Below are 25,730 nucleotides of genomic sequence, written 5' to 3'. Positions count from 1 at the left end.
GGCGGTGATGACGACTTCCGGCCATTGGCAGGACGACGCGCTGCGTGAGCTGACCGCGGGCTCCGCCGACGAACCGCGCGAGCAGCCTGCACCGGGAGACGCCCGGCCGCCCATGCCCGTGCGCCACCCGGACGAGGAGCGCCCCAACCCCGGTCGGCCGTCCCGCGAACAGCACACCACGGGTTCGGTCTCGCGCGGGGACGAGGAGTGGTCCGCCCCGCAGACCCCGGCTCAAGCATCCCCGGGCCCTGCGCCCGAGGTTCCGCCGGCGCCGTCGGCCCAGGCCCACCCCGGTACCGGCTCGCCCGCTCCCGGCGTCGAGGCAGTCCCGCAGACCCCGGTGACGCCACCGAACGCATCCCCCGCCGTACGGCCGCCCCGCCAGGCCCGGCTGCCCATGGCGACGCCCGAGTCGGTGCCGACGCTCGACCCGCGCCTCGCCATAGCGCTCGGTTCGCCCCAGCACGGTGACTCGCTGGTCCGGCGCTCGGGCCGGTCGCTGCGCAAGCTGACCTCGTCGGCCGCGCAGGAGGTCGCCGAGGAAAGCCGGCTGGGCAGCATGGTGCAGCAGCCGGTGACCACGGGCCGGGTGATCGCCGTGACCTCGATCCGCGGTGGCGTCGGCAAGACCACGACCGCGGCGCTGCTGTCGCGGACGTTCAGCCACTACCGGCACGACCCGGTGCTCGCCCTGGAGGCGGACGCCGCCCTGGGCACGCTGCCGGTGCGCATGGGTGCTCAGTCCGTACGCTGGTCGTGCGTCGAGCTGTCCCGGATCCTCACTCCCTCGATGCAACTGACCGACGTCACCGGGTACCTGGTGCCGGTCGCGGACGGCGGCTGGCTGCTGCCTGCCAGTCAGGGGCGGGTGGGCGCCCCGCTGGACGTTCCTACCTACCGCACCGTCACGCTCGCGCTGCGCCGCTACTTCGCCGTCACGGTCGTTGACTGCGAGACGCTGCCCGGCGAGGTGGCCCGCACCGCGATGGACACCGCGCACGCGCGGGTGGTCGTCGCCCCGCTCACCGCCGAGGGCGTGGGCGGCACCCGGGTCGTCCTGGACTGGCTCGGCCAATTGCCGCATGCGGCACTCGCATCCACCGTCGTGGTCCTCACCTCGAACACGCCTGACGCGCATCTCGATCTGAAGGCCGCCACGGCCCATCTGCGGGAAACCGGGGTCACCCTCGTGCATCTGCCCTACGACCGGCACCTGGCCGGTGGCGGACCGATCATGCCCGATCGGCTGGGTGAGGCCACGCGCCGCGCGGCCACCCAGCTCGCCGCCGAGGCACTACAGAGGGCGGTGCGGGTGCGTTGACACAGCAACAGGTCCATCGTCCCGCCCGCTCGACGCGTCCCCTGCTCCCGCCGGCGTCCCGCACGATCGAGCCTCCGCCGAACCTGCCCGAAGGCAAGACCGGCAGCCCGGCGACCGCTCTGCTGCCGATGGCCGGCGTCATGAGCTCGGTCGTGATGATGACGGTGATCCGCTCCAGCCAGTTCGCGGGCCTCGGCGCCGTCGTACTGGTCATCGCGCTGCTCGGTGCGGTTGCCCTGTTCCTGTCGCAGCGCGGCAAGGCCCAGCGACAGCGGCGCGTTCAGCGCGAGCGGTACCTGGAGTACCTGGAGGAACTGCGGGCTGAGTTGGGCGCGACCGAGCGCGAGCGCCGCCGCGTGGCCCGGGTTCTCCACCCCGCGCCCCCGGCCCTGTACGACGTCCTGCGTGATCCCGCCCGGCTGTGGGAGCGGCGCCGCACGGATGTGGACTTCCTTCACGTGCGGGTCGGAGTCGGTGACGTACCTGTGCAGGAGCTGACCATCGGCCAGCAGGCGGTCGGCGGCGTGCTCACTCCGCCGGACCCGTTCATGCTGAACGAGGCGCGCGCTCTGCAGGCCCGCTACACCACCGTGTCGGACCATCCGCTGACCGTGCTGCTGGACCGGGCCGGGAACGTCAGCATCGTCGGCGACCGCGCCGGGGTGCTGCGTGTCGCCCGGTCCCTGCTCGTGCAGGCGGCCGTGACCCACGCCCCGGACGATGTGGCTGTCGCGCTCGCCGTGCCCGGGGACCGTATCGAGGAGTGGGAGTGGGCGAAGTGGCTCCCGCACGTCCTCGACCCGCACAGCCATGACGGGGCCCTCGCCGCGCGCCGTATCGCCCCCGGCATGGCTCAGCTGGCTCTTGCGATCGGCACGGATCTGGGGCGGCGCGCCTCGTACGCGGCCGAGGTGCGCCGTGGGCTGTCCGACAGGAAGGCGCTCGCGCTGACCGACCGGCTGCTGGTCCTCAGCGACGCGTACGGGGAGAACGCCGTCGACCTTCCGCGTCCGGACTCCGCCGTCGCCCTGGACGACATGGGCGTCACGGTGTTGCACCTGCTCGCCGAGCAGGTCCACGAACCCGATCACGTCTCCGTACGGATCACCGTCGACGGCGACGAGGTCACGGTGGAGGATCTGCGCGGAGAGCAGGTCGTACGGTCGGACGGGGTCGTCGACCGCACCGGGGTCCCCGAGGCCGAGGGCCTCGCGCGGGCTCTCGCGCCGCTGCGGCTGTCCGCCGAGTCCGCCGCCGAGGGCACCCCCGTCTCCGGTCCGGTCGACTTCCCGCATCTGCTCGGCATCGACGACATGGCCGCCCTCGACCCGGCCCGGCAGTGGGCGCCGCGCGGGGAGCGGGACTTCCTGCGGGTGCCGATCGGCCTGGACGACCGGCACCAGCCGGTGCTGCTCGACCTGAAGGAGTCCTCGGAACTCGGCATGGGCCCGCACGGTCTGTGCGTCGGCGCGACCGGGTCCGGCAAGAGCGAGCTGCTGCGCACCCTCGTGCTCGCGCTGGTGACGACGCACGCGCCGGACGACCTGGCGATGGTCCTCGTCGACTACAAGGGCGGCGCCACCTTCGCCCCGTTCGCCGATTTGCCGCACGTGGCGGGGGTGATCACGAACCTGGAGAACCAGGCCGGACTGGTCGAGCGCGTCCACACCTCCCTCGCCGGTGAGATCAAACGCCGCCAGCAGGTCCTCAAGGACGCGGGCAACGTCGCCGACATCGGGCACTACCGCACCTTGCGCGCTGGGACTCGGCCCGACCTCGAACCGCTGCCCCATCTCTTCGTCGTCATCGACGAGTTCGGTGAACTGCTCACTGCCAAACCGGACTTCATTGATCTGTTCCTGTCCATTGGCCGTATCGGCCGCTCCATCGGCGTCCATCTGCTGCTGTCCAGCCAGCGCATCGAGGGTGGCAAGCTCAGGGGGCTGGAGACGTATCTTTCGTACCGGCTCGGGCTGCGGACCTTCTCGGCGGACGAGTCGCGTACGGTCCTGGAGACCACCGACGCCTTCCACCTTCCGCCCCTGCCCGGCTTCGGCTACCTGAAGGTCGACACCTCCACGTACACCCGCTTCAAGGCGGGCTTCGTCTCCGGTGCGTACCGCGGACCCGTCGTACACGAGAGCACCGCCGACGCCGAACCTCTCGCCTGGACGTACCCGGCGTTCAACGCCCCGGCACAGATGTCCACGCCAGAGGAGGACACCCCGGCGCCGCGTGAGCGCGAGACCGGACCGACGGTCCTGGGCGTCGCGGTCCACCGGCTCACCGACGCCGCCGAACCGGTACGCCGGATCTGGCTGCCACCGCTGCCCGAAGCCCTCACCCTCGACACGGCCGCCGGCCCGGTACAGGCATCCGGTCACGGCCTCCGACTCACCCACGCCGGCGGCCCGTTGCAGGTGCCGCTCGGCGTTCTCGACGATCCGGCCCGGCAGTGGCAGGGCCCATGGGTGCACGACCTGAACATTGCGGGCGGCCACACCGCCGTCATCGGCGGCCCGGCCTCCGGCAAGACGACCCTGCTCCGCACCCTGGCACTCTCTCTCGCCCTCACCCACACCCCGCGTGACGTCGCCGTGTACGGCCTGGACCTGGTCGGCGGCGGACTGAGCGCCTTGGCGGACCTGCCGCACGTCGGCGGCATCGCAACCCGCGCCGACCACGAGCGCGCCTCCCGCACCGTCGCCGAGGTGCGCGCCATGCTCGCCGAGCGCGAGCAGATCTTCCGCGAGCGGGGCATCGATTCGGTCGACCAGCTGCGGGCCTTGCGCGGACGAGGGGAACTTCCCCAGCTCGGCGCCACCGACGTGGTACTGCTCATCGACGGATTCGGCGCTCTGCGTGACGAGTTCGCCCACCTCGACGACGACATCGCCGACCTCCTCAAGCGCGGCAGCGGCTACGGCATCCACGTCATAGCGGGCATGCTCCGCTGGAACGACGTCCGCATCGCCACCCAGTCCCTGTTCGGCAGCCGCATCGAACTGCGCCTGAACGACCCGGCAGACTCCTCCGTCGACCGCAAGCTCTCCGAGACTCTCTCGGCGGACACCCCCGGCCGGGCCCTGACGGACGGCAAACTGTTCGCCCAGGCAGCACTCCCTCGCATCGACGCGCACGCCACGACGGACGGCCTCGGCCCGGCCCTGGAGCAGGCAGCGGCCACGCTGCGCGCCGCCTGGCACGGTGAGACCGCCGCGCCCGTGCGGGTGCTGCCGACCAGGCTGCCCGCGCAGCGCCTGCCCTCCACGGTGGCGGAACCACGCGCGATCCCGATCGGCGTCGACCAGGACACCCTCTCCCCGACCGTCCTGGACCTGTTCGGCGCCGACCAGCACCTGCTGGTCCTCGGTGACAACGAGTGCGGCAAGACGAACCTGCTCAAGCTCGTCTCCCGCTCCCTCATCGACCGCTACGACAAGGACGAGCTGGTCTTCGGTGTGTTCGACCCGCGGCGCGGCCTGCGGGGAGTGATCCCTGAGCCGTACCGGGGCGGCTACGCGCACAACGCCGCGCTCTCCCAGGCACTCGCCACCGGCATCGCGACCGAACTGGCAAAGCGCCTGCCGGAGGCCCCCGACCCCGACGCCCTGACCGATGAGCCGTCCTTTACTGGTCCGCGGATCGTGATCCTGGTAGACGACTACGACATCCTCACTGCGGCTGGGCGGCAGCCCCTTGCCCCGTTCCTGCCCTACATCTCCTCGGCCCGCGACATCGGCCTGCACTTCGTCGTCGCCCGCCGGGTCGCCGGAGCCTCACGAGCCCTGTACGAGCCGTTCCTGACGGCACTGCGTGAAACCGGAACCACAGCGCTGGTTATGACGGGCGACCGCACCGAAGGCCAGCTCCTCCCCGGCCTGTACGCCTCCACCCAGCCGCCAGGGCGCGGCACCCTGGTCCGCCGCGGCCGCCACCAGCTGATCCAGACCGCCCTCGCACCCGAGACCGAGACAACGCAGGCCCCGGCATGACCAATTGACGGGTTCGCCGTGCCTTTGGCCAGAAGCGTGTGGCTGCTGCAACAACCGATCTGATAGGGATGAATGTCCTGTTGTCAGTGGCGCGTGCGATGCTGAGCAGCGCTGATGGAACGTATCTGCAGTAGATACACGGGGGTTGACGTGACGGGGTGGGACATCAGTCCCAGCGGGGTGGAGTCCATTCTGTCGTTGGTGGGTCTTGCGGCCGACGACCTGAGCAAGGACATCAAGGGCTACGGGACGAGCGTCCAGGACGCGGCGGAGTCCGCGGGCACGATCAGCGGCCCGTACTGCGGTGGTCCGCCGGTGGGGCCGGTGGGTGCCGCGGTCGCGAACTTCGTGTCCGACACCGAGAACTCGATCAAATTCATGGCGGCCCGCATCAAGAAGACGATGGACGGGACGGTCAAGGCGACCGGTGCGTACATCGACGGTGACCTGGCGATGGCCGCCCGGGCCCAGGGTGAGGCGGCCAAGGCGCCTACCCCGGCCGAGCTTCGGGCCGTGGGCGAGCAGACGAAGCACCACGGGGGCGGGGCGTAGTGGACATGATCGAGCCGGGTGGGATACCCCAGTACACCGGCGACTTCGGCACGTTGTCCAAAGCAGTCACCGCGCTGCGTAAACACGCGATCGGCATCGGTAACGCCGGCCAGGACGTCCACTCACGCTTCCAGGCGACGGCCGCGTTCTACCAGGCGCCGGAGGCGGACCAGCTCTTCTCCTCCACCCAGCCGGTGATGGACACGGCGGACGAGTTCGCCGGTCACATCGAGTCCCTCGCCGACGCCCTGGACACCTTCGTCGGCGAAGCGAAGCCGTATGCGGACCGCTTGAAGCATCTGAAGGAGAAGGCGATCGCCTTCGTCGACAGCGTCGAAGGCGACGACGGCTGGACCAAGGACCAGCACAAGGTCGACGAGCACAACGCCCTCATGCATGGCGTGGCGGAAGCCGTCGTGGGTTTTCAGAAGGCGGAGCACAACGCGGCGGTCGAGATCGGTGCCATCAGCCCGGCGCTGTGCCGCCCCGTCGGCGACGAGGGCGGCACGTACGGCGTCAGCGTCAAAACGCTCGAGTCCATGCCCGACCTGCCGTGGGGTACTCCCGTTGCCCGCACCTACGACCGCTGGAGCCTGGACTGGTGGGGCCACGGCATCAAGAGCTGGGCGTGGGACGGCCTCGTCAAGGACAGCCTCTGGGGCGGCTTCGTCGGCCTGGGCACCTTCGAGGACAACCTCTTGGGCATCAACGGCTCCGACGCACAGCACCAGACCTGGGACGGCCTCAAACGCACCGTCGTCGGCGCCTACGCCTACGGCATGGACGCGGTCGGCGAGGGCGACCACCTCTCGGACTGGCAGCGCGGCAGCGAGGCGTACGCCAAGGAGTTCGGCAAGCAGTTCATCGCCTACGACGAGTGGCACAAGGACCCGGCTCGGGCCCACGCCGTCACCAGCTTCAATCTCCTCACCGTGTTGGGAGGCGCCGGCGGGGCGCTCGCCAAGCTGGGCAAGGCAGGCAGATTCGTGGAAGCCGCCAGCACGGTGTCCAAGGTCGGAGGTGCCCTGGATCCGATCTCCGGCGCCGCGAGGGCGGCGAGAGCCCTGTCCGATCTGCCGAAGGTCTCCGAGGTACTGACCAACGTCAGCGAACACCTGCGACTGCCGAAGACGAGGTTCCCCGACGGCGCCCTGGACGACCTCAGCAACCGCTACAGGGTCGACAAGGACGGCAACTTCATCGCCCTCAAACCCGACGGCACGCCCGACACCGGCGCGGTCAGGCACGAGCCTGCCGCGGCTGACCGCGTGTCTCCCGCCGGGCCAGGTGATCGAGAACTTGTTGGGGTTGGAGGCCGCGCGCCTGAAGCCACCTCCCACGGGAGTGGCCACGGCGCCCGGCCCGGGTCGTCCCGTGGCGCCGCTCACGCAGGAGGCGACGCCGGACACGGTGCACCCACCGCCTCCCACCAGCCCGGCCACGCGGGGCACGGCGGTTCGGGGACGGCAACGGCACCCACCACTCACCATGGTGCGAACGGCGGCGGCCACGGGTCCGGTCACGGGTCCGGGGGGCACCACGCCGCGGGCCACGGTGGTCACCACGGCCCCGCCAACTCCGGAACGGGGCACGGCGGCGGTGGAGATCCCCACTCCGGTCAGCAGCCGACGGGCCACGTCGAGCCGCCTGCTCCCAAGCCGAGCGGTCACATCCCCGAGCACACCTTCGAACACGTGCTCAAGGGAGAGCTGAAGTACGGCAAGGACGGCCAGCCCAGGGTCGTCGGATACCATTTTCGTCCAGGCGGTCGTGACCCCCGCGGCATAAAGGTCCCGAAGATCCTCAAGATTGATCACAAAACGGGACTGACGCAGGGCAACGTGTGGATGCGTGATCCGCGTACCGGCACCTGGGTGATGAAGCGGGCCAAGACGACCTTTTTCCCGCCGACGTGGACGGAGCGCGAGGTTCGGCGGGCGATGGTCAAGGCGTTCGAGAACAGCCAGGTGGTCGATCCCGAACTTCACATGTGGCGAGGCGAATACAAGGGGATCACCTTTGAAGGATATTTCGACCCTGTCACTGGTGACGCGAAGACCGTCTACCCGATCATGCCTTAGCAAGCAGCAGAAGGAGATCAGTACGTGATCCGCACTCAGTACTACGCTCAGGACGAATTCGGGGCACCGCGCTTCAACGGTCCTGCGGAACTCAAGGTTCTAGGGCACTGGGTGACCTCCGACATCCAGCTCTCCCCGCTTGCCATTCTGGAAGCGATTGACCTGGTGAGGCTGGCGCAGTCTGACCCCGGATTCACCCCGGAAGACCTGGATGGAAACGCCCACACCGCCACCATCAGCCCCCAGGGCATGGCGATCGAGAACCACTTCCTGGAGCACGTACAGGGCGAATTCCCGCTGGACAAGGCATTGGCGGTCCTGCTCGACTTCTGGGACTACTACCTGCTGGTGCACCCCGAAGATGTCGTGTCCTACTGGAACGAGTACGTAAAGGAGAACGGGCGGGACCCGCTCGCGGGGCTTCGAGACGTCACGGTGTGATTCACCCTTCATAGGATCCTGGGGATGCCTTCGGCAACCCCAGGTATCAGGAGCGTGTGCCCGGGCTCATAGCGTTGACGAATGATCCGACCGCCCCGGACTGATCGGCGTCGCCAATGTTCGAGGAAGTGGTATGTGCCCTATGACGGCAGTCGGCCCCGATCTGACAGACAGGCTCCGATCGCCGAGAACACCATATCCGCCAGACACTTGATCGAGGCAGCACCCGCCGTCCGGCAGGACCAAGCTTCAGAAAGCAGCACATGCCCCAGGACGTCATCGCCCTCACCCCGCAGATGCCGGACATCAAGACGCTGCTGGCCGCACTGCACGCCGGCGGCCCGGACCTGCGCGTGAACCGGGCAAGTGGAGGAGCCGTCGCCCAGTTGTGCACGGACGACGGAAAGCTCCTGGTCTCCGTGGAGGCCCCCCGCTACCTCCAAGTGCCCGGCGAGACGGAGCGGCTGCTGGGACCTGGCGTTCATACAGAGGGACCGGTGTGGTGGACCGAAGTGCGGGCGTCCACCGCCATCGCAGAAGCCAGGCTGCTCGCCGGCTCGGTCGCGGGACGGCTGACAACGCTGCTCGGCGGCACCACATGGCCGCCTGAAGCCGCCCACACCGACGTCGTGACCGTCCCGGCCACGGGTGAGGTGAAGGTCCCGCCCGCTGACGTGGACGTACTGACAGATGCGGATGTGCTGACCGACAAGAGCGTCATCGTCATCTACGACCGCCCGGTCGTTGCCGCCACTACTTGGCTGACCGAGGCGGTGCGCACCGTGGCACAGGGCCGACGGGAGCTGTATCTCGTCACGTCCCCCAATACCCGGCTGAGTCTGCCCACCCGCACCGTGCTGGAGCGCATGCCCGCACGCTGGGTCGTACGCCACCCCGAAAACGGCTACTACGACGGCCTCTCCGGAGCCGTACTGCGCTGGCACGACGGACGTTTCACCCCGGCTGCCGGCAACGGCCCCCGGATCGCGGACGCCTTCCAACCCCCGCTTGGCAAGGGCGGTGAACGGCAGTTGCTGGTGTCCATCCGCACCATCCATCCCGCTCAGGAGCACCTGATACTCGGTGGCGCTCTGGAGGATGTCTGGCAGACCCTCACAGGACTGCTGCCGGCCGGATGGGCCACCGCCGAGCCCGTCAACGTCCCTTGGTCGCCAAGGCAACTGACCGACCTGGCCCGCGGCCGCGCCCGCCAGGCCCAGCCCACCTGGGCTGTCGCCGTAGGAACTGCCGACCGCCCTGCGATCGCCACCTTGCGCATCGCTCACACGCAAGAGGGCGTAGAGGAGCACATCACCCTGGCTCTCGGCTACGCCGCCGACGAGCGAGCACCGATCGAGCTGCTGCCCCAGCTCGCCGAATCCCTTGCCGCCAGGCACAACCTCGCCACCATGATCAGTGAACTCCGTGCGGCGCGCGCGGACCTGACCACTCCGGCCCACTACGAACCGCCGTCGATCCCGGTCTCTCTTACTCTCGGCCCGGATGCCGTGGCCGACCTCGACATCAGCCATGCCCGCAACGCCCTGCCGGACTGCATCCCGACCCAACTCGGCCCGGCCGGTAGCCCCGCCCTGCACTACCCGCTCGGCGACGGCACCGACCCCGTCGCCTGGCAACGCCTGCGACGCATAAACGAACACCTGAAAGGTGGAAGCGGGGCAGCTGCCCAACCGTCCTGACCGTCGCCGCCCCGGCTCCGGGAGGATCTCGGGCGCCCCTCAGGGGAGTGTGCTGTTGGCCTCGCAGGGCGATCGGTGTCCCGTCTGGGAGAAGCAGACCAAGATCTTTCCCACGGCTTCTCCCAAACGATCAGCGGAGACGCAGGAGGGACCTGATCCACTGTGTGGATCAGGTCCCTCCTGGTACTACGGCGTCGGGGTGGCGGGATTTGAACCCACGACCTCTTCGTCCCGAACGAAGCGCGCTGCCAAGCTGCGCTACACCCCGATGTCGCTGCTCTCGCGGCGACGACGTTTACTTTAGCCCACTGGTGGCTGTAGACGAAATCCGGTTTAGACGCGGCGGCGGACCGGGGTCGGGCGGGTGTGGTCGAGGACCACGAGGAGGACGGCCAGGGCGTACATCGCGAGGCCCAGGAGGAGGGCGTTCGCCAGGGTGCTGCGGTAGCCGTGGGTGGCCGCGTCCAGGAAGGGATAGAGGTAGCGGGAGGGGTTCGTGGGGGCGAGGGAGGCCGCCCGGATCAGGTAGAAGGCCAGGTAGGCCAGGGGGTAGAGGAGCCAGGTGGCCGCCTGGCGGAGGTGCAGGCGGGCCGCGGGTGTCAGCAGCAGCCAGTCCAGCACGGCCGCCGCCGGTACCAGCGTGTGCAGGACCTGGAGCGTCGCCCACTGGCCGTGCCAGCGCAGCGGGGCCGTCGTCGCGCCGGTCATGGAGAACGGGGGCGTCGTGTGGGCCAGCAGCAGGTGGTAGGCGAGGGCCGAGATCACGGCGTAGAGGAGTGTGGCGCCTGTCACGGAGGAGGGGAGGGGGCGGCGGGCCCGCAGGGCCCGTGATGCCGACAGGAGCATGACGACGGCCAGCAGGATGCCCGCCTGGACGCTGAAGTAGCTCAGGATGCGGCCCGGGGTGGCGATCAGGAGCTCCAGGGCCACGCCCCCTGCCGCCGCCAGGGCGGTCAGGAAGCGGAAGAGCGCGACCGTGGGCCGGCGGACCGGCGCCACCACGGCCGTGGCCGGGACCGGGGAAGGCAGCAGCATGGGCGGGCCCGGGACTGCGGGCAGGTCCGGGATCTCCCTGGGTATCGGGGCGGTCATGCCCTCACGCTAGGAGCGGGGGAGGGGCGGGGCCATGTGGCGTAGTCCGGGTGGGTTACGGCCCCCGGGTGGATTCCGGGTAGCCGAGTGGGTCCCGGGCAGCCGAGTGGTACCTGGGTACCTGAGTGGCCTTACGACCGGCCCGGCTCCTCTGCCGGCCCGCTCCTCCACCGCCCCGGTTCCCCTACCGCCCCGGCTCCTCCACCGCCCCGGCTCCCCTATCGCCCCGGCTCCTCTACCGGCCCACCAGCGTCAGCAGTGTCGCCTCCGGCGGGCATGCGAAGCGGACCGGGGTGTAGCGGTTGGTGCCGCAGCCCGCCGAGACGTGGAGGTAGGAGGTGCGGCCCTCCGCCGTGTGGGTGGACAGGCCCTTCACCCGGTCCGTGTCCAGGTCGCAGTTGGTGACCAGCGCGCCGTAGAACGGGATGCACAGCTGGCCGCCGTGCGTGTGGCCGGCCAGGATCAGCGGGTAGCCGTCCGCCGCGTACGAGTCCAGCACCCGCAGGTACGGCGCGTGCACCACGCCCATCGAGAAGTCGTACGTCGCGGAGGGGCCGCCGGACACCCGGGCGTAGCGGTCGCGCTTGATGTGGGGGTCGTCGAGGCCCGTCAGCTCGATCGACGCGCCCTCGACCTTCAGAACACCCCGGGTGTTCGTCAGGTTCAGCCAGCCCGCCTCGTCGAAGCCGTCGCGCAGGTCCTCCCACGGGTTGTGGATGACGCCGACCGCCGGCGGGTTGCCGTTCAGGCCGTGCCGGCCGCTCGCCTTCTCCAGCAAGTAGCGGGCGGGGTTGCGGAGTTTGGGGCCGTAGTAGTCGTTGGAGCCGAAGACGTACGCGCCCGGGAACTCCATCAGGGGGCCCAGGGCGTCCATGACCTCGGGGACTCCTTCCGGGTCCGACAGGTTGTCGCCCGTGTTGATCACGAAGTCCGGGCGCAGGCCCGCCAGCGACCGCAGCCACCGCTGCTTCTTGCGCTGGCCGCTCACCATGTGGATGTCGGAGACCTGGAGCACGCGCAGCGGACGCATACCCGGCGGGAGGACCGGGACCGTCACCCGTCGCAGGCGGAAGGAGCGGGCCTCGAAGCCCGCCGCGTACGCCAGACCGGCGGCGCCTGCCGCCATGATTCCCAGGGGTACTCCGTATCGCGCGCGCATGCCTCCATCGTGTCAGACGCGCGGACATCGGCGAGACCAGCCGTCCCTTGCATCGGTGAGACCAGCGGCCCCTTAAATCGGCGGCCTTCGCGTCGGCACACCTGCGACAATCGGTCCCATGACCACCACGCTCAAGTCGAAGCTGCACGACGACCTCAACGCCGCGATCAAGGGGCGCGACGAGCTCCGCTCCTCGACGCTCCGGCTGACACTCGCCGCGATCACCAAGGAGGAGGTCGCGGGCAAGGAGAAGCGGGAGCTCTCCGACGACGAGGTTCTCAAGGTGATCACCCGCGAGGCGAAGAAGCGCCGGGAGGCCGCGGAGGCGTTCGCGCAGGGCGGTCGCGCCGAGCAGGCCGAGCGGGAGAAGGCGGAGGGCGAGGTGCTCGCCGATTACCTGCCCAAGCAGCTGTCCGACGAGGAGCTGGAGGCGATCGTCGCCCAGGCCGTGGAAGAGGCCAGGGCGGCCGGCGCCGAGGGGCCCCGGGCCATGGGTGCCGTCATGAAGATCGTGAACCCCAAGGTGGCCGGCCAGGCCGAGGGCGGCCGAGTGGCCGCCGCGGTGAAGAAGCTGCTCCAGGGCTGACCCCGGGCACCACGGGCAGGCACCCCCTGGGTGTTGTGGCCCGATATGCCCCGGGCGTCACGGCCCGATATGTACGGCGGCGGGGCCGCACCCTCGATCGAACCGAGGGATGCGGCCCCGCCGCCGTACTCACATCAGGCCGTACTCACATCAGGCCGTACTCACATCAGGCCGTACTCACATCAGGCCGTACTCACATCAGGCCGTACTCACATCAGGCCGTACTCCCATCAGGGGGTCATCCCCGCACGCCCCCGTTTCCGTTCCCCCTGATGCCGCCGTTCGTCTGTCCCTGGAGGAAGTTGCCCGGGAGGGAGAAGGTCGGTGTCGGGAAGGTGCCGCCGGTCACGCCACCCGTGGTGCCGCCGTCAACCGTGCCGCCGTCCGTCAGTCCGCCGATCAGTCCGCCGATCCCGCCCGTGCTGCCCCCGTTCTTCCCCCCGTGTCCTTTTCCCCGACCATCCCCCTTGTTGTCGTCGGGGATGTCGATCAGGTGGAAGTCCTCCACGGGCTTGCCGCTGAGCGCGCCGGTCATCATGTCGCGCCAGATCGGGCCGGGGACCTGGCCGCCGTAGACCTTCTCGTTGTAGACGCCGCCGATGGTGATGTTCTTCATCTGGCGCTTGTGGGCCGGGTCGCCGACCCAGACCGCGCCCGCCATGTTCGGGGTGTAGCCCACGAACCAGGCCGCGTAGCGCTCGTCCGTCGTACCCGTCTTGCCCGCGCTCGGGCGGTCGCCGAGGCCGGCCTGCTGACCCGTACCGTCCTCGACCACGCCCTTGAGGAGCGTGGTGACGGTGTCCGCGGTCTTCTCCGACATCGCGCGCGAGCAGGTCGACTTCGGCACCTGGAGGGACTTTTCCTCGGTACCGACCCTCTGGGTGATCGACTCTATGGCGACCGGGGTGCAGTACACACCCCGCGAGGCGAAGGTGGCGTACGCGTTCGCCATCGTCAGCGGGGACATCTCCTGGGTGCCGAGCGCGATGGAGGGGGCCTGGTCGATCGCCCGGCCGTCCGCGCGCTGCACGCCCATCTTCTTCGCCATCTCGGTGACGGGGCAGATGCCGATGTCGCTGATCAGCTGCACGTAGTAGGTGTTGACCGACTTGGCGGTCGCCTCCTTCATGCCCATCGGCCCGTGCTCCGACTCGTTCTCGTTCGTCAGCTTTTCGAGCTTGTTCGGGTCGTTGCGCCAGACCTTGCCGTCGCACGCCTGCACGGGGCTCGGGTACGTCATCTCGTACGGCGACGAGTACTGCTGTGTCGGGGGCTTGCCGCCCTCGATCGCGGCCGCCGCGACGATCGGCTTGAACGTCGAACCGGGCTGGTAGCCGGCGCCGCCGCCCATGTTCGAGTTGACCGAGAGGTTGATCTGCGTCTCGTTCGAGCCGAAGCCGTAGGGACGGGACTGCCCCATGGCGAGGATCTTGCCGGTGCCGGGCTCGACGATGGTCGCGGCGGTCGCCACGGCGTCGGACTGGTAGACGTGCTTCTTGACGGAGTCCTGCACCGATTGCTGCGCCTGCGGGTCGAGCGTCGTACGGATCGTCAGACCGCCCTGGTTCCACAGCTTGGCCCGGGTCTCCTTGGTCTTGCCGAAGACCGGGTCGTTCAGGACGACGTCGCGGACGTAGTCGCAGAAGAAGCCGGCGCCCCTGATCGCGGTGATGCAGCCGTTCTTGGGCTGGCTCGGGTGCAGTCCGAGCGGCGTCTGCTTGGCCTGGTCGGCCTCCTTCTGGGAGACGTCGCCGACCTCCGCCATCCGCTGCAGCACGGTGTTGCGCCGCTTGGTGGCCTCCGCCTCGTCGTTGACCGGGTCGTAGCGGCTCGGGGACTGCACGATGCCGGCCAGCAGCGCCGATTCCTGGAGGTTCAGGTCCTTGGCGTGCTTGGAGAAGTAGCGCTGGGAGGCGGCCTCGACGCCGTAGGCCTGCTCACCGAAGAAGGTGATGTTCAGGTAGTTCTCGAGGATCCTCTTCTTGCCGAGCTTCTCCTCGATCTGGATCGCGTACTTCAGCTCCTTGATCTTGCGACCGAGGGTCTGCTGAGTGGCCTCGGCGACCTTCGTCGGGTCGTTGCCGGCCTCCTCGATGAAGTAGTTCTTCACCAGCTGCTGGGTGAGCGTGGAGGCGCCCTGGGCGACGCCGCCTTCCTGTGCGTTCTTGTTCAGGGCGCGCAGGACGCCCTTGAGGTCGATCGCGCCGTGCTGGTAGAAGCGCGCGTCCTCGATCGCGACGATCGCCTTCTGCATGTACGGCGAGATGTCCTTGAGGTCCACCACCGTACGGTCGCGGGAGTAGACGGACGCGATCTGCTGGCCCTGGCTGTCCAGGATGGTCGTGCGCTGACTGAGCTGGGGACTCTTGAGGTTGGCCGGGATCTCGTCGAAGCTCTGGACCGAACCCTTGGCCGCGAGGCCCAGCGCGCCGGCAGCGGGCAGCGCGATGCCCGCCATCACGGCTCCGGCGAGCACACTGACACCGAGGAACTTGGCGGCCTGCTGCGTTGGCGACAGACCACCGCCCGAGCGCTTCTTTGGCATGGGGGCAGCCTAATCCGTACTGATGAGCGTTCCGAAAGAGCGACCGCATCACGGCACGGCAAAGGGCAACCCTACGTTTCCATTCGCCGGACACGCGCGCAGGCCTTGGCCTAAGCTGCTCTCAACTGTCACAGCAGTGCGGTCACGTATCAATACGTCCGGCGGCCCCGAATCGTTCCGGGCGTAGTCCGTTTTTTCACGCGGGGACGTGACCGGCTCCTGAGGGGGACGTGTCCGAATCCGCCTCGTGTGTCACCCGGTGCCCGTTGTGGCGCACCACAGCTGTCCCGGTTTGCCGGAATGGTCGCGTATGCCGTCAGCTCACTCCCGCGGGTGATCTGCCGTTAACCCATAGTCCGTTCGGGCCATTCAAGATTGGGCCCGAAGGGGGTGTTGCGCTGTGCCCACCTTCCGTAACGTCCTCAACTGGCGGCGGTGAATATGCCGCTGCCGCCGTGGGGGAGCCTCGATTCGGGAGAGGACGGCGCCGGTATGGGCTGGGTAACCGACTGGAGTGCGCAGGCTGCCTGCCGCACTACCGATCCGGATGAACTGTTCGTTCAGGGAGCAGCGCAGAACAGGGCCAAGGCGGTGTGCACCGGATGCCCGGTACGCACCGAATGCCTGGCCGACGCGCTGGACAACCGCGTCGAGTTCGGCGTGTGGGGAGGCATGACGGAGCGGGAGCGCCGCGCACTGTTGCGCCGCCGGCCCACCGTGACCTCCTGGCGCAGGCTGCTGGAGACCGCCCGCTCGGAATACGAGCGGGGGACGGGCATCGTGCCCCTCGACAACGACGAGGTGTACGAGAACTACGCGGCGGTGAGCTGAGGCAGCCCAGGGCGTTCCCTCCTGCACATCCCTGGGGCACAAGGCTCCGGTCCGATCCGGCATACGCCACGGGAAACTTCGGACGTGCCCCCACGGGAAACCTCGGGGGTGTGCGTCACGGGAGGCTTCGGGCGTGCGCCACGGAAAGCGGGGTCGGGCACGGGCCCGGGGTCGCCGAGCGGGTGCATGCCGCCCGGGGCACGGGAAGCGACACGGGAACGAGGGGGCGCGGGAAGCGCCGCCTACGCCTGGGGAAGCCGCGACCGGTCGTGCGGCCCGGCCCGAGGAACCGGTGGTCGGCCACGCGTCCACGCGTGAGCTGCCGACGCCGTTCCCGCGTACGCACACCCATGCCGTACGCACCTGTGACTCACGCTGTCCGCGCAGGCCTTGTCCCGCTGTCCGCGCATTCCTTGTGCACGTCGGCCGCGCGTGTGCCACGCACGTACGACCGTGTGCCACGCCCGGTGTCACGCGGACGACCCGCAGCCGCGGCCCCTGGCCGCGCTACGGCAGTTCCGTCCGCGCGGTCGCGCCCGCAGCCAGCCGGGTGCCGATGTCGCGCAGGCCGACGAGGTCGTGGACATCGCCGGGCAGCGCGGCTACTTCGACGACCGCCACCTCGGGGTGGCGGGCGGTGAAACGGTCACGCGTGCGCTGCTCGCGCGAGAGCAGCTGCATGCGATCGGCGTGCAGTCGCAGCAGACCCGCGGTGAGCCGGTCGACGGTGCGCTCCGTATCGGCGGGGGAGCCTTCCTCGGAAGCCGGGGCGTCGGTTGCGGCATCGGATGCGGGAGATCGCGAACTGCCGTATGGGTCGGGAGAGTTACGAAGTCCAGCTTTCCCGCCCCCCTGATCCACAATGCGGGGGTCCTCAAGATTTTCGGCGGCGGCGAGCGCCCGCTCGGCCGACAGCCGGCCGGCGCCGCTGCCATGGACCCGGTTCAGTACCAGGCCCACCAGCGGCATCCTCTCGGCGGCCAGCCGCTCCACGAAGTACGCCGCCTCGCGCAACGCGTCCCGCTCCGGGGCCGCGACCACCAGAAACGCCGTACCGGGCGCCTGGAGCAGCTTGTACGTGGCGTCCGCGCGCGTGCGGAACCCGCCGAAGGTGGTGTCCATCGCAGCCACGAACGTCTGCACGTCCTTCAGCAGCTGACCGCCCAGCAGCTTGCCGAGCGTGCCGGTCATCATCGACATGCCGACGTTGAGGAAGGCCATGCCCGCGCGTCCGCCCAGCTTGGCGGGAGCGGTGAGGAGGCGGATCAGGCGGCCGTCCAGGAAGGAGCCCAGCCGCTTCGGCGCGTCCAGGAAGTCCAGCGCCGAGCGGGACGGCGGGGTGTCGACGACGATCAGGTCCCACTCGTCCTTCGCGCGCAGCTGGCCCAGCTTTTCCATGGCCATGTACTCCTGCGTGCCCGCGAAGCCCGCCGAGAGCGACTGGTAGAAGGGGTTCGCCAGGATCGTGGCCGCCCGCTCGGGGTCCGCGTGCGCCTCCACGACCTCGTCGAAGGTGCGCTTCATGTCGAGCATCATGGCGTGCAGTTCGCCCTCGCCCTCGGTGCCCTTCACCCGGCGCGGGACGTTGTCGAGGGAGTCGATGCCCATCGACTGGGCCAGCCGACGGGCCGGGTCGATGGTCAGCACGACCACCTTGCGGCCCCGCTCGGCCGCCCGCAGGCCGAGGGCCGCCGCGGTCGTCGTCTTTCCGACCCCGCCCGAGCCGCAGCACACCACGATCCGGGTCCTCGGGTCGTCCAGCAGCGGGTCGACGTCCAGCAGGCGCGCGGGGGAGAGACCGTGGGCCTTCTCCCACCCGTCGGCCTTCTTCCGCCCTGCGGTCTTCGCCGGCCCAGCGGCCGTCTGCGCTGTGCCGGGTGCCTCGGCCGGGTCCGGACTCATGTCAACCCCTGCTTCCGCAGCTCGGTGGCGAGTTCGTACAGGCCTGCCAGGTCCATGCCCTCGGCGAGCAGCGGCAGTTCGCCCAGTGGCAGGCCCAGCTCGGCGAGGACCGCGCGCTGGTCCTGCTCCAGCGCGTACCGCTCGGCGTACTCCGCCGCCTGGTCCAGCAGCGGGTCCACCAGCTTCTCCGCGTTCCCGCCGCGCCGGGCCCCGCCCAGACCGGCCGACGACAACGCCTGCGCAACGGAGGAACGCCGCACGGTCCGTACGAGTTCCAGGTCGGTGGCGTCCAACACCTCCGGCCGGACCATGTTCACGATGACCCGGCCCACGGGCAGCCGTGCCGCGCGCAGTTCGGCGATGCCGTCGGCGGTCTCCTGGACCGGCATCTCCTCCAGCAGCGTCACCAGGTGCACCGCCGTCTCCGGCGACTTGAGCACCCGCATCACCGCCTGCGCCTGATTGTGTATGGGTCCGATCTTCGCCAGGCCCGCCACCTCGTCGTTGACGTTCAGGAAGCGGGTGATGCGGCCCGTCGGCGGGGCGTCCATGACGACGTAGTCGTACACGAACCGGCCGGAGCGGTCCTTGCGGCGCACGGCCTCGCACGCCTTGCCGGTGAGCAGCACGTCCCTGATGCCCGGCGCGATGGTGGTGGCGAAGTCGATCGCACCGAGCTTCTTCAGGGCCCGGCCCGCACCGCCCAGTTTGTAGAACATCTGGAGGTAGTCCAGAAGGGCCAGTTCGGCGTCTATGGCGAGGGCGTACACCTCGCCGCCCCCGGGCGCGACCGCGATCTTCCGCTCCTCGTACGGCAACGCCTCCGTCTCGAAGAGCTGGGCGATGCCCTGCCGGCCCTCGACCTCCACGAGAAGCGTCCGCTTCCCTTCGGTCGCGAGGGCCAGCGCCAGTGCGGCGGCGACCGTCGTCTTTCCGGTCCCGCCCTTGCCGCTGACGACCTGGAGCCTGCTCACGCCTTCGAGACTAACCAGTCCGCTCGACACTCACGCGGGAGGCTGTGGATAACGAAGGTCACACCGGCCGCCCCGTCTGTGGACGACGCCGCCGACGGTCGGCCGCCTGCCCCACCGGCCACAGCGGCTACAGTCGGCCCCATGACCAAGTGGGAATACGCAACCGTGCCGCTGCTCGTCCATGCCACGAAGCAGATTCTGGACACCTGGGGCGAGGACGGCTGGGAGCTCGTCCAGGTCGTGCCCGGGCCCAACAACCCCGAGCAGCTCGTGGCCTACCTGAAGCGGGAGAAGCAGGCATGAGCGCGGTCGAGGCCAAGCTGGCCGAACTGGGCCTGACCCTGCCGGAGGTCGTACCGCCGCTGGCCGCGTACCAGCCGGCCGTGCAGTCCGGTGTGTACGTCTACACCGCCGGCCAGCTGCCGATGGTCGAGGGCAAGCTGCCCGTCACGGGCAAGGTGGGCGCGGAGGTCACGGCGGAGGAGGCCAAGGACCTGGCCCGCACCTGTGCGCTGAACGCGCTGGCCGCCGTGAAGTCCGTGGTCGGCGACCTGGACCGCATCGCGCGCGTGGTGAAGGTCGTCGGGTTCGTCGCCTCCGCGTCCGACTTCACCGGCCAGCCCGGTGTCGTCAACGGCGCCAGCGAACTGCTCGGCGAGGTGCTCGGCGAGAAGGGCGTGCACGCCCGCAGCGCGGTCGGCGTCGCGGTGCTGCCGCTGGACGCCCCGGTGGAGGTCGAGATCCAGGTGGAGCTCGCCCAGTAACCCACCCGAACCGACCGGAACGCCTCTGACCTCGGGCACCTCTCGAACATTCGCCCTACACGGGATAGCCTCCGCCCATGGCGAACGGTCAGTGGTACCCCCCGGAGTGGCCGGACCGTATCCGTGCGCTCGCGGACGGCACCCTCACCCCGGTGTCCCCCCGGCGCGCGGCCACGGTGCTGCTCCTGAAGGACACACCGGACGGCCCCGCGGTCCACATGCTGCGCAGACGCGCTTCCATGGCCTTCGCCGGAGGCGCGTACGCCTATCCCGGGGGCGGTGTCGACCCGCGTGACGACGACCGTCTGGTGCGCTGGGCGGGCCCCACGCGCGCGTGGTGGGCGGAGCGGCTCGGCGTCGACGAGTCGGGCGCCCAGGCGATCGTCTGCGCGGCCGTACGGGAGACGTACGAGGAGGCCGGCGTGCTGCTCGCCGGACCCGACGCGGAGTCGGTCGTCGGCGACACCACCGGGGAGGACTGGGAGGCGGACCGGGCCGCGCTGGTCGCGCGCGAGCTGTCCTTCGCCGAGTTCCTTCACCGGCGCGGTCTGGTGCTGCGCTCGGACCTGCTGGGAGCATGGACCCGCTGGATCACCCCGGAGTTCGAGGCCCGCCGCTACGACACCTGGTTCTTCGTGGCCGTCCTGCCCGAGGGCCAGCGCACCCGGAACGCCTCCACGGAGGCCGACCGCACGGTGTGGATCCGTCCCGCGGAGGCCGCCGCCCGCTACGACAAGGGCGAGCTGCTGATGATGCCGCCCACCATCGCCACCCTGCGCCAGCTGACGCCGTACGCCACCGCCGCCGAGACGCTCGCGGCGGCCCCCGGGCGCGACATGACACCGGTGCTGGCCCGCGCCCGCCTCCAGAACGGCGAGATTGTCCTGTCCTGGCCGGGGCACGAGGAGTTCACCAAGCACATTCCGACGGCTCCGACGACGGCCGAGACGACGGGTGGAGGCCCCGCATGACCGACGCAAGCACGCTGCCGGGCCAGCCCCGCGGCCAAGTGCTGTCCGGCCCCGCCACCGAACGGGCCGTCAACGTCCTCGCCCCCAACGCCTCCGCGATGACCCTCGACGGCACCAACACCTGGATCGTCGCCGAGCCCGACTCCGATCTCGCCGTGGTGATCGACCCGGGCCCGCTGGACGACGCCCATCTGCGCAGCGTCGTCGACACCGCCGAGAAGGCCGGCAAGCGCATAGGCCTCACCCTGCTCACCCACGGCCACCCCGACCACGCCGAGGGCGCCGCCCGTTTCGCGGAACTCACCGGCACGCGCGTGCGTGCCCTCGATCCGGCGCTGCGCCTGGGCGACGAGGGCCTGGCCGCCGGGGACGTGATCACCGTCGGCGGCCTGGAGCTGAGGGTCGTACCGACGCCCGGGCACACCGCGGACTCGCTGAGCTTCCATCTCCCGGCCGACCGGGCCGTGCTGACCGGCGACACCATCCTCGGGCGCGGTACGACGGTCGTGGCGCACCCGGACGGCCGCCTGGGCGACTATCTGGACTCCCTGCGCCGGCTGCGGTCCCTGACCGTGGACGACGGCGTGCACACCGTCCTGCCGGGCCACGGGCCGGTCCTGGAGGACGCCCAGGGCGCCGTCGAGTTCTACCTCGCCCACCGCGCCCACCGGCTCGCCCAGGTGGAGACGGCGGTCGAGGACGGCTACCGCACCCCGGCCCAGGTCGTCGCCCACGTGTACGCCGACGTGGACCGCTCGCTGTGGCCGGCGGCGGAGCTGTCGGTACGGGCCCAGCTGGACTACCTGAGCGAGCACGGGCTGATCTAGCCGCCGAGCGCCCGGGTCGCGGATGCCGCACAGGCCGGTGATCCGTCCGTGGTAGCGGGGAGGTTGCCACCGGGCGGTCGTCGCGCAAGCGCGGTACACGCCGGGGACGAACCGGGCCACGTCCTCGTGCCCGGTGCCCGGACGGCGGGCGGCGGCCCTTCCGCCGCCGTCGGAGTCCTCCGGGTCCTCCGGGTCCTCCGGGTCCTCCGGGTCCTCCGGGTCCTCCGGGTCCTCCGGCGTCAGTCCTCCGGGCGCGGGGCCTTCACGCCGTGCACGCGCGTGTACTCGTCGGCGAGCCAGGGTCCGAGGTCGTCCACGTACGACCGCAGCGCCTCCGGATCGCCTGCGGGTTCCTGGCCGTACCGCGCCGCCGTCCGCAGCTGTGCGGCCCGCTCGGGGTAGTAGGTGCCGCACACCTCGGCCATCTCGCGCAGATCGCTGGTCCAGCCGTTCCAGCGGGGCATGACGAGCGTGAAGCCGGTGCGGACGAGATGCCGGGACATGAAGCGCACGAGGGGGCGCCGGGCCTCCTCGGTGTCCTCGGCGTCCGCGATCCGCTTCCGCCAGCGGGGCAGCCACAGCGCCAGGTCACCGTTGGTCTCGCGGGCGAGCAGGGAGTCGGGGCGGTAGCGCGGCAGGTACTCGGCGAGGTCCTCACCGAGCAACGGGGTGCACAGACAGGCGACGAACCAGGCCAAGTCGTACCGCTCCAGCTCGCTCAGCAGCCGGTCCCTGCCGTACAGCAGCGTGCCGGCGCCGTCGATCTGCGGGAACTCCTTGTCGACCGCCTCGCCGAGCGTCCGTACGGCGGCCCGGTCGGCGTCGGCCGGCTCGTCCCGGAGCGCGACCAGCAGGTCAAGGTCGCTGCGGCCCACGCGCGCGGTGCCGCGCGGGATCGATCCGTAGAGGTAGGCGCTGTGCAGCCGGGTGCCGAAGACCTCCAGCAGCCCGTCGCGCGCCGCGGCCACGACGGGGCGGAAGACGTCGGGCACGCGCGCGAGGGAGCCTTCTCGCGCGATGAAGCCCTGGTCGTCGAGCCCGGGCCGGCGGATGGTTTCAGCCATGGGGCAACTGTGCCGTCTGTGATGCGGCCGTGCGGCACATTTTCGGCGCGGCCGGCAGGCGGCCCGGGCAGCACCCCGCAGCCCCCGCGCAACGACAGCGGGGCCCGGCTCGCGAGAAGCGGACCCCGAGGTCGTACGGCCTGGACCGGCGTCAGCGCGAGCGCTTGGCCAGCCTCTCCACGTCCAGCAGGATGACCGCCCGCGCCTCCAGGCGGAGCCACCCGCGTTGGGCGAAGTCCGCCAGGGCCTTGTTCACGGTCTCGCGCGAGGCGCCGACAAGCTGGGCCAGCTCCTCCTGGGTGAGGTCGTGGACGACGTGGATGCCCTCCTCGGACTGCACGCCGAAGCGGCGGGAGAGGTCCAGCAGGGCGCGCGCCACGCGGCCGGGGACGTCGGAGAACACCAGGTCGGACATGGCGTCGTTGGTCTTGCGCAGACGGCGGGCGACGGCGCGCAGCAGGGCGCCGGCCACCTCGGGGCGGGCGTTCAGCCAGGGCTGGAGGTCGCCGTGGCCGAGACCGAGCAGCTTGACCTCGGTCAGCGCGGTCGCGGTCGCCGTACGCGGGCCCGGGTCGAAGAGCGACAGTTCGCCGATCAGCTCGCCGGGGCCGACGACGGCGAGCATGTTCTCGCGGCCGTCGGGGGAGGTGCGGTGCAGCTTGACCTTGCCCTCGGTGACGACGTACAGCCGGTCGCCCGGGTCGCCCTCGTGGAACAGGGAGTCGCCGCGTGCGAGGGTCACCTCACTCATGGAGGCGCGAAGCTCCGCGGCCTGCTCGTCGTCGAGAGCCGCGAAGAGCGGGTTGCGCCGCAGAACGTCGTCCACTGAGTTCTCTCCTTGTCGACCTGCTCAGGGGATCTTGCTCCCCCGAGTGCCAGGGGACCGTGTTCCCCATTTTGCCGGACGGTCCAAACAGTGTGATCTGTCACAAGGATGCCGCACAGGTGTCCCGAGGTAAGCGTCAGGGGTCCAATCGGGGGCCGATCCACCGGGTCCGGGGCGGATGTCGGTGCCGGGCTCTAGGCTGGCCGGGTGTCCAAATCGCCGGTGAGAGCACAGGCCAAGGGGGCTTAGCGGGTGGTTGTACGTCGCGATTCCGCTGTGGGCGAACAGGGCTCCGGCGGTAGTAGGAAAACCGGAAAAACGGCAAAAAAGGCTGCGCCGGCCAAGAAGGCGGCACCTGGCAAGGAGGCGGTCTCGGCCAAGAAAGCCACGCCGGCGAAGAAGGCGACCTCGGTGAAGAAGGCCGCCGCGGCCAAGAAGGCGACCTCGGTGAAGAAGGCCGCCGCGGCCAAGAAGGTCGCCCCCGCCAAGAAGGTCGTGGCGGCGGGTAAGGCCGTGGCCGTGAAGAAGGCGGCGCCCGTCAAGAAGGTCGCCGTGAAGCCGCCGACGGACGAGTCCCGGACCGCCCTGGTCCGCCGCGCCCGCCGCATCAACCGCGAGCTCGCCGAGGTGTACCCGTACGCCCACCCCGAGCTGGACTTCGACAACCCCTTCCAACTGCTGGTCGCCACGGTGCTGTCGGCCCAGACCACCGACCTGCGCGTCAACCAGACGACCCCGGCGCTCTTCGCGAAGTACCCGACCCCCGAGGACCTGGCCGCCGCCAACCCGGAGGAGGTCGAGGAGATCCTGCGCCCCTGCGGGTTCTTCCGGATGAAGACCAAGTCGGTCATGGGGCTCTCCAAGGCCCTCGCGGAGGAGTTCGGCGGCGAGGTGCCCGGCAGGCTGGAGGACCTGGTCAAGCTGCCCGGCGTGGGCCGCAAGACCGCCTTCGTCGTGCTCGGCAACGCCTTCGGGCGGCCGGGAATCACCGTGGACACGCACTTCCAGCGGCTCGTGCGCCGCTGGCGGTGGACCGAGGAGAGCGACCCGGACAAGATCGAGGCGGCCGTCGGCGCGCTGTTCCCGAAGACCGAGTGGACCGACCTGTCGCACCATGTGATCTGGCACGGCCGCCGTATCTGCCACGCCCGCAAGCCCGCGTGCGGCGCCTGCCCGATCGCCCCGCTCTGCCCGGCCTACGGCGAGGGCGAGACCGACCCGGAGAAGGCGAGGAAGCTCCTGAAGTACGAGAAGGGCGGCTTCCCCGGCCAGCGCCTGAAGCCCCCGCAGGCCTACCTCGACGCGGGCGGCAGGCCGGCCCCGCCACTGGGGGCCGCGTGACGGAACGATCTCGGGGCCCTCGGGCGTTGGACAGGAAGAGCGACGGGGGTGGCGATGGCGAGGGCCAGTGAGACGCGGGGCGGCGCGGTGACACTCAGCAAGGAGGGGCTGCCCCAGTGGCTGGCGCCCGTGGTGCGGGCCGTCGAGACGATCGAGCCGCTCCAGCTGAGCCGCTTCCTGCCGCCGGAGAACGGCTCGGGCCGCAAGTCGGCCGTGCTGATCCTGTTCGGCGAGGGCGAGCGCGGCCCGGAGCTGCTGCTGATGGAGCGCGCCGGCTCCCTGCGCTCGCACGCCGGGCAGCCGTCCTTCCCCGGCGGCGCGCTCGACCCCGAGGACGGCGATCCGCACACCGACGGGCCGCTCAGGGCCGCGCTGCGCGAGGCGGAGGAGGAGACCGGCCTGGACCCCTCCGGCGTCCAGCTCTTCGGTGTGCTGCCCGCGCTGTACATCCCGGTCAGCGGTTTCGTCGTCACGCCCGTGCTCGGCTGGTGGCGCGAGCCCAGCCCGGTCGGTGTCGTCGATCCGAACGAGACGGCGCGGGTCTTCACGGTCCCCGTGGCGGATCTCACGGACCCCGCCAACCGCGCCACCACCGTTCACCCCAGCGGCCACCGAGGCCCCGCATTCCTGGTCGAATCGGCCCTGGTGTGGGGTTTCACGGCCGGGGTGATCGACCGCCTGCTGCATTTCGCGGGCTGGGAGCGCCCCTGGGACAGGGAGAAGAAGGTCCCACTCGACTGGCGGTCATGACAGGGTGA

21 protein-coding genes and 1 tRNA gene are annotated in these 25,730 nt (G+C 70.4%); 14 read left to right on the top strand and 8 right to left on the bottom strand.

Going from position 1 to position 25,730, the window contains the following annotated elements; translation table 11 throughout:
* Positions 1 to 7 precede the first annotated feature (7 nt).
* From ACWGJ5_RS30070 to ACWGJ5_RS30045, 6 genes are all read left to right on the top strand, one after another.
* Positions 8 to 1,321 (top strand): type VII secretion protein, encoded by a 1,314-nt coding sequence (locus tag ACWGJ5_RS30070; protein WP_453312781.1) that lies wholly within the window; start codon positions 8 to 10, stop codon positions 1,319 to 1,321.
* Complete coding sequence (gene eccCa / locus ACWGJ5_RS30065; RefSeq protein ID WP_453312780.1) at positions 1,318 to 5,316, top strand: type VII secretion protein EccCa; 3,999 nt, start codon at positions 1,318 to 1,320, stop codon at positions 5,314 to 5,316. The genes ACWGJ5_RS30070 and eccCa overlap by 4 nt, the downstream gene beginning before the upstream one ends.
* Before the next feature lie 150 nt (positions 5,317 to 5,466).
* Positions 5,467 to 5,868, top strand: a complete 402-nt coding sequence (locus tag ACWGJ5_RS30060) for a DUF6507 family protein (RefSeq protein ID WP_453312779.1) — start codon at positions 5,467 to 5,469, stop codon at positions 5,866 to 5,868.
* A gap of 5 nt (positions 5,869 to 5,873) precedes the next feature.
* Positions 5,874 to 7,949, top strand: a complete 2,076-nt coding sequence (locus ACWGJ5_RS30055) for an EndoU domain-containing protein (protein ID WP_453312778.1) — start codon at positions 5,874 to 5,876, stop codon at positions 7,947 to 7,949.
* Positions 7,950 to 7,973: 24 nt separating this feature from the next.
* Complete coding sequence (locus ACWGJ5_RS30050) at positions 7,974 to 8,390, top strand: hypothetical protein (RefSeq protein ID WP_453312777.1); 417 nt, start codon at positions 7,974 to 7,976, stop codon at positions 8,388 to 8,390.
* A 263-nt stretch (positions 8,391 to 8,653) separates the two neighbouring features.
* Entirely contained in the window at positions 8,654 to 10,090 is a 1,437-nt protein-coding gene (locus ACWGJ5_RS30045) for a DUF6177 family protein (RefSeq protein ID WP_453312776.1), read from the top strand.
* A gap of 194 nt (positions 10,091 to 10,284) precedes the next feature.
* Here the strand turns inward: ACWGJ5_RS30045 and ACWGJ5_RS30040 are convergent.
* The 3 genes from ACWGJ5_RS30040 to ACWGJ5_RS30030 all read right to left on the bottom strand — a co-directional run bounded on the left by ACWGJ5_RS30040 (position 10,285) and on the right by ACWGJ5_RS30030 (position 12,341).
* A tRNA-Pro gene (locus ACWGJ5_RS30040) sits at positions 10,285 to 10,358 on the bottom strand.
* A gap of 65 nt (positions 10,359 to 10,423) precedes the next feature.
* Positions 10,424 to 11,182, bottom strand: coding sequence for a Pr6Pr family membrane protein (locus tag ACWGJ5_RS30035; protein WP_453312775.1), 759 nt, complete (start codon positions 11,180 to 11,182; stop codon positions 10,424 to 10,426).
* A gap of 235 nt (positions 11,183 to 11,417) precedes the next feature.
* Positions 11,418 to 12,341 (bottom strand): metallophosphoesterase, encoded by a 924-nt coding sequence (locus tag ACWGJ5_RS30030; RefSeq protein WP_453312774.1) that lies wholly within the window; start codon positions 12,339 to 12,341, stop codon positions 11,418 to 11,420.
* Between the two features lie 118 nt (positions 12,342 to 12,459).
* Between ACWGJ5_RS30030 and ACWGJ5_RS30025 the strand changes: the two genes are divergently transcribed.
* On the top strand, positions 12,460 to 12,927 hold the full coding sequence (locus ACWGJ5_RS30025) for a GatB/YqeY domain-containing protein (protein WP_453312773.1): 468 nt from the start codon (positions 12,460 to 12,462) through the stop codon (positions 12,925 to 12,927).
* Between the two features lie 238 nt (positions 12,928 to 13,165).
* Here the strand turns inward: ACWGJ5_RS30025 and ACWGJ5_RS30020 are convergent, their stop codons facing one another.
* Positions 13,166 to 15,472 carry a transglycosylase domain-containing protein gene (locus tag ACWGJ5_RS30020; protein WP_453312772.1) on the bottom strand — a complete coding sequence of 769 codons (2,307 nt, stop codon included), beginning with the start codon at positions 15,470 to 15,472 and terminating at the stop codon, positions 13,166 to 13,168.
* Positions 15,473 to 15,964: 492 nt separating this feature from the next.
* Here ACWGJ5_RS30020 and wblA point away from each other — a divergent pair, with 492 nt between their 5' ends.
* A complete protein-coding gene (wblA, locus tag ACWGJ5_RS30015; RefSeq protein WP_063777071.1) occupies positions 15,965 to 16,303 on the top strand; it encodes a transcriptional regulator WblA in 339 nt (112 codons plus the stop codon).
* A 507-nt stretch (positions 16,304 to 16,810) separates the two neighbouring features.
* On the opposite strand, the gene ACWGJ5_RS30010 is transcribed toward wblA, so the two are convergent.
* Both ACWGJ5_RS30010 and ACWGJ5_RS30005 read right to left on the bottom strand, forming a co-directional pair.
* Positions 16,811 to 18,205, bottom strand: coding sequence for an ArsA family ATPase (locus ACWGJ5_RS30010; RefSeq protein ID WP_453312771.1), 1,395 nt, complete (start codon positions 18,203 to 18,205; stop codon positions 16,811 to 16,813).
* Positions 18,202 to 19,179: an ArsA-related P-loop ATPase gene (locus ACWGJ5_RS30005; protein ID WP_453312770.1), complete on the bottom strand. Its 978-nt coding sequence runs from the start codon at positions 19,177 to 19,179 to the stop codon at positions 18,202 to 18,204. Before ACWGJ5_RS30005 ends, ACWGJ5_RS30010 begins: the two co-directional genes overlap by 4 nt.
* Positions 19,180 to 19,320: 141 nt before the next feature.
* On the opposite strand from ACWGJ5_RS30005, the gene ACWGJ5_RS30000 reads away from it, so the two are divergent.
* The 4 genes from ACWGJ5_RS30000 to ACWGJ5_RS29985 all read left to right on the top strand — a co-directional run bounded on the left by ACWGJ5_RS30000 (position 19,321) and on the right by ACWGJ5_RS29985 (position 21,741).
* Positions 19,321 to 19,482 carry a DUF4177 domain-containing protein gene (locus tag ACWGJ5_RS30000; protein ID WP_003975360.1) on the top strand — a complete coding sequence of 54 codons (162 nt, stop codon included), beginning with the start codon at positions 19,321 to 19,323 and terminating at the stop codon, positions 19,480 to 19,482.
* Complete coding sequence (locus tag ACWGJ5_RS29995; RefSeq protein WP_453312769.1) at positions 19,479 to 19,943, top strand: RidA family protein; 465 nt, start codon at positions 19,479 to 19,481, stop codon at positions 19,941 to 19,943. Before ACWGJ5_RS30000 ends, ACWGJ5_RS29995 begins: the two co-directional genes overlap by 4 nt.
* Before the next feature lie 77 nt (positions 19,944 to 20,020).
* Positions 20,021 to 20,914 (top strand): NUDIX hydrolase, encoded by an 894-nt coding sequence (locus ACWGJ5_RS29990; RefSeq protein ID WP_453312768.1) that lies wholly within the window; start codon positions 20,021 to 20,023, stop codon positions 20,912 to 20,914.
* Entirely contained in the window at positions 20,911 to 21,741 is an 831-nt protein-coding gene (locus tag ACWGJ5_RS29985; protein ID WP_453312767.1) for an MBL fold metallo-hydrolase, read from the top strand. The genes ACWGJ5_RS29990 and ACWGJ5_RS29985 overlap by 4 nt, the downstream gene beginning before the upstream one ends.
* Positions 21,742 to 21,980: 239 nt before the next feature.
* On the opposite strand, the gene ACWGJ5_RS29980 is transcribed toward ACWGJ5_RS29985, so the two are convergent.
* Together ACWGJ5_RS29980 and ACWGJ5_RS29975 are read right to left on the bottom strand one after the other, a co-directional pair.
* A complete protein-coding gene (locus ACWGJ5_RS29980; RefSeq protein ID WP_453312766.1) occupies positions 21,981 to 22,805 on the bottom strand; it encodes a nucleotidyltransferase domain-containing protein in 825 nt (274 codons plus the stop codon).
* 151 nt (positions 22,806 to 22,956) lie between these two features.
* A complete protein-coding gene (locus ACWGJ5_RS29975; protein WP_014674022.1) occupies positions 22,957 to 23,631 on the bottom strand; it encodes a Crp/Fnr family transcriptional regulator in 675 nt (224 codons plus the stop codon).
* Between the two features lie 276 nt (positions 23,632 to 23,907).
* Here ACWGJ5_RS29975 and nth point away from each other — a divergent pair, with 276 nt between their 5' ends.
* Positions 23,908 to 24,972 carry an endonuclease III gene (gene nth / locus ACWGJ5_RS29970; RefSeq protein ID WP_453312765.1) on the top strand — a complete coding sequence of 355 codons (1,065 nt, stop codon included), beginning with the start codon at positions 23,908 to 23,910 and terminating at the stop codon, positions 24,970 to 24,972.
* A 54-nt stretch (positions 24,973 to 25,026) separates the two neighbouring features.
* On the top strand, positions 25,027 to 25,722 hold the full coding sequence (locus tag ACWGJ5_RS29965) for an NUDIX hydrolase (RefSeq protein ID WP_453312764.1): 696 nt from the start codon (positions 25,027 to 25,029) through the stop codon (positions 25,720 to 25,722).
* Positions 25,723 to 25,730 lie beyond the last annotated feature (8 nt).

This window comes from Streptomyces sp. NPDC054783 (assembly GCF_053611725.1).
The sequence above is the reverse complement of the archived record's forward strand: the minus strand, read 5'-3'. Positions and strand labels throughout refer to the sequence as shown.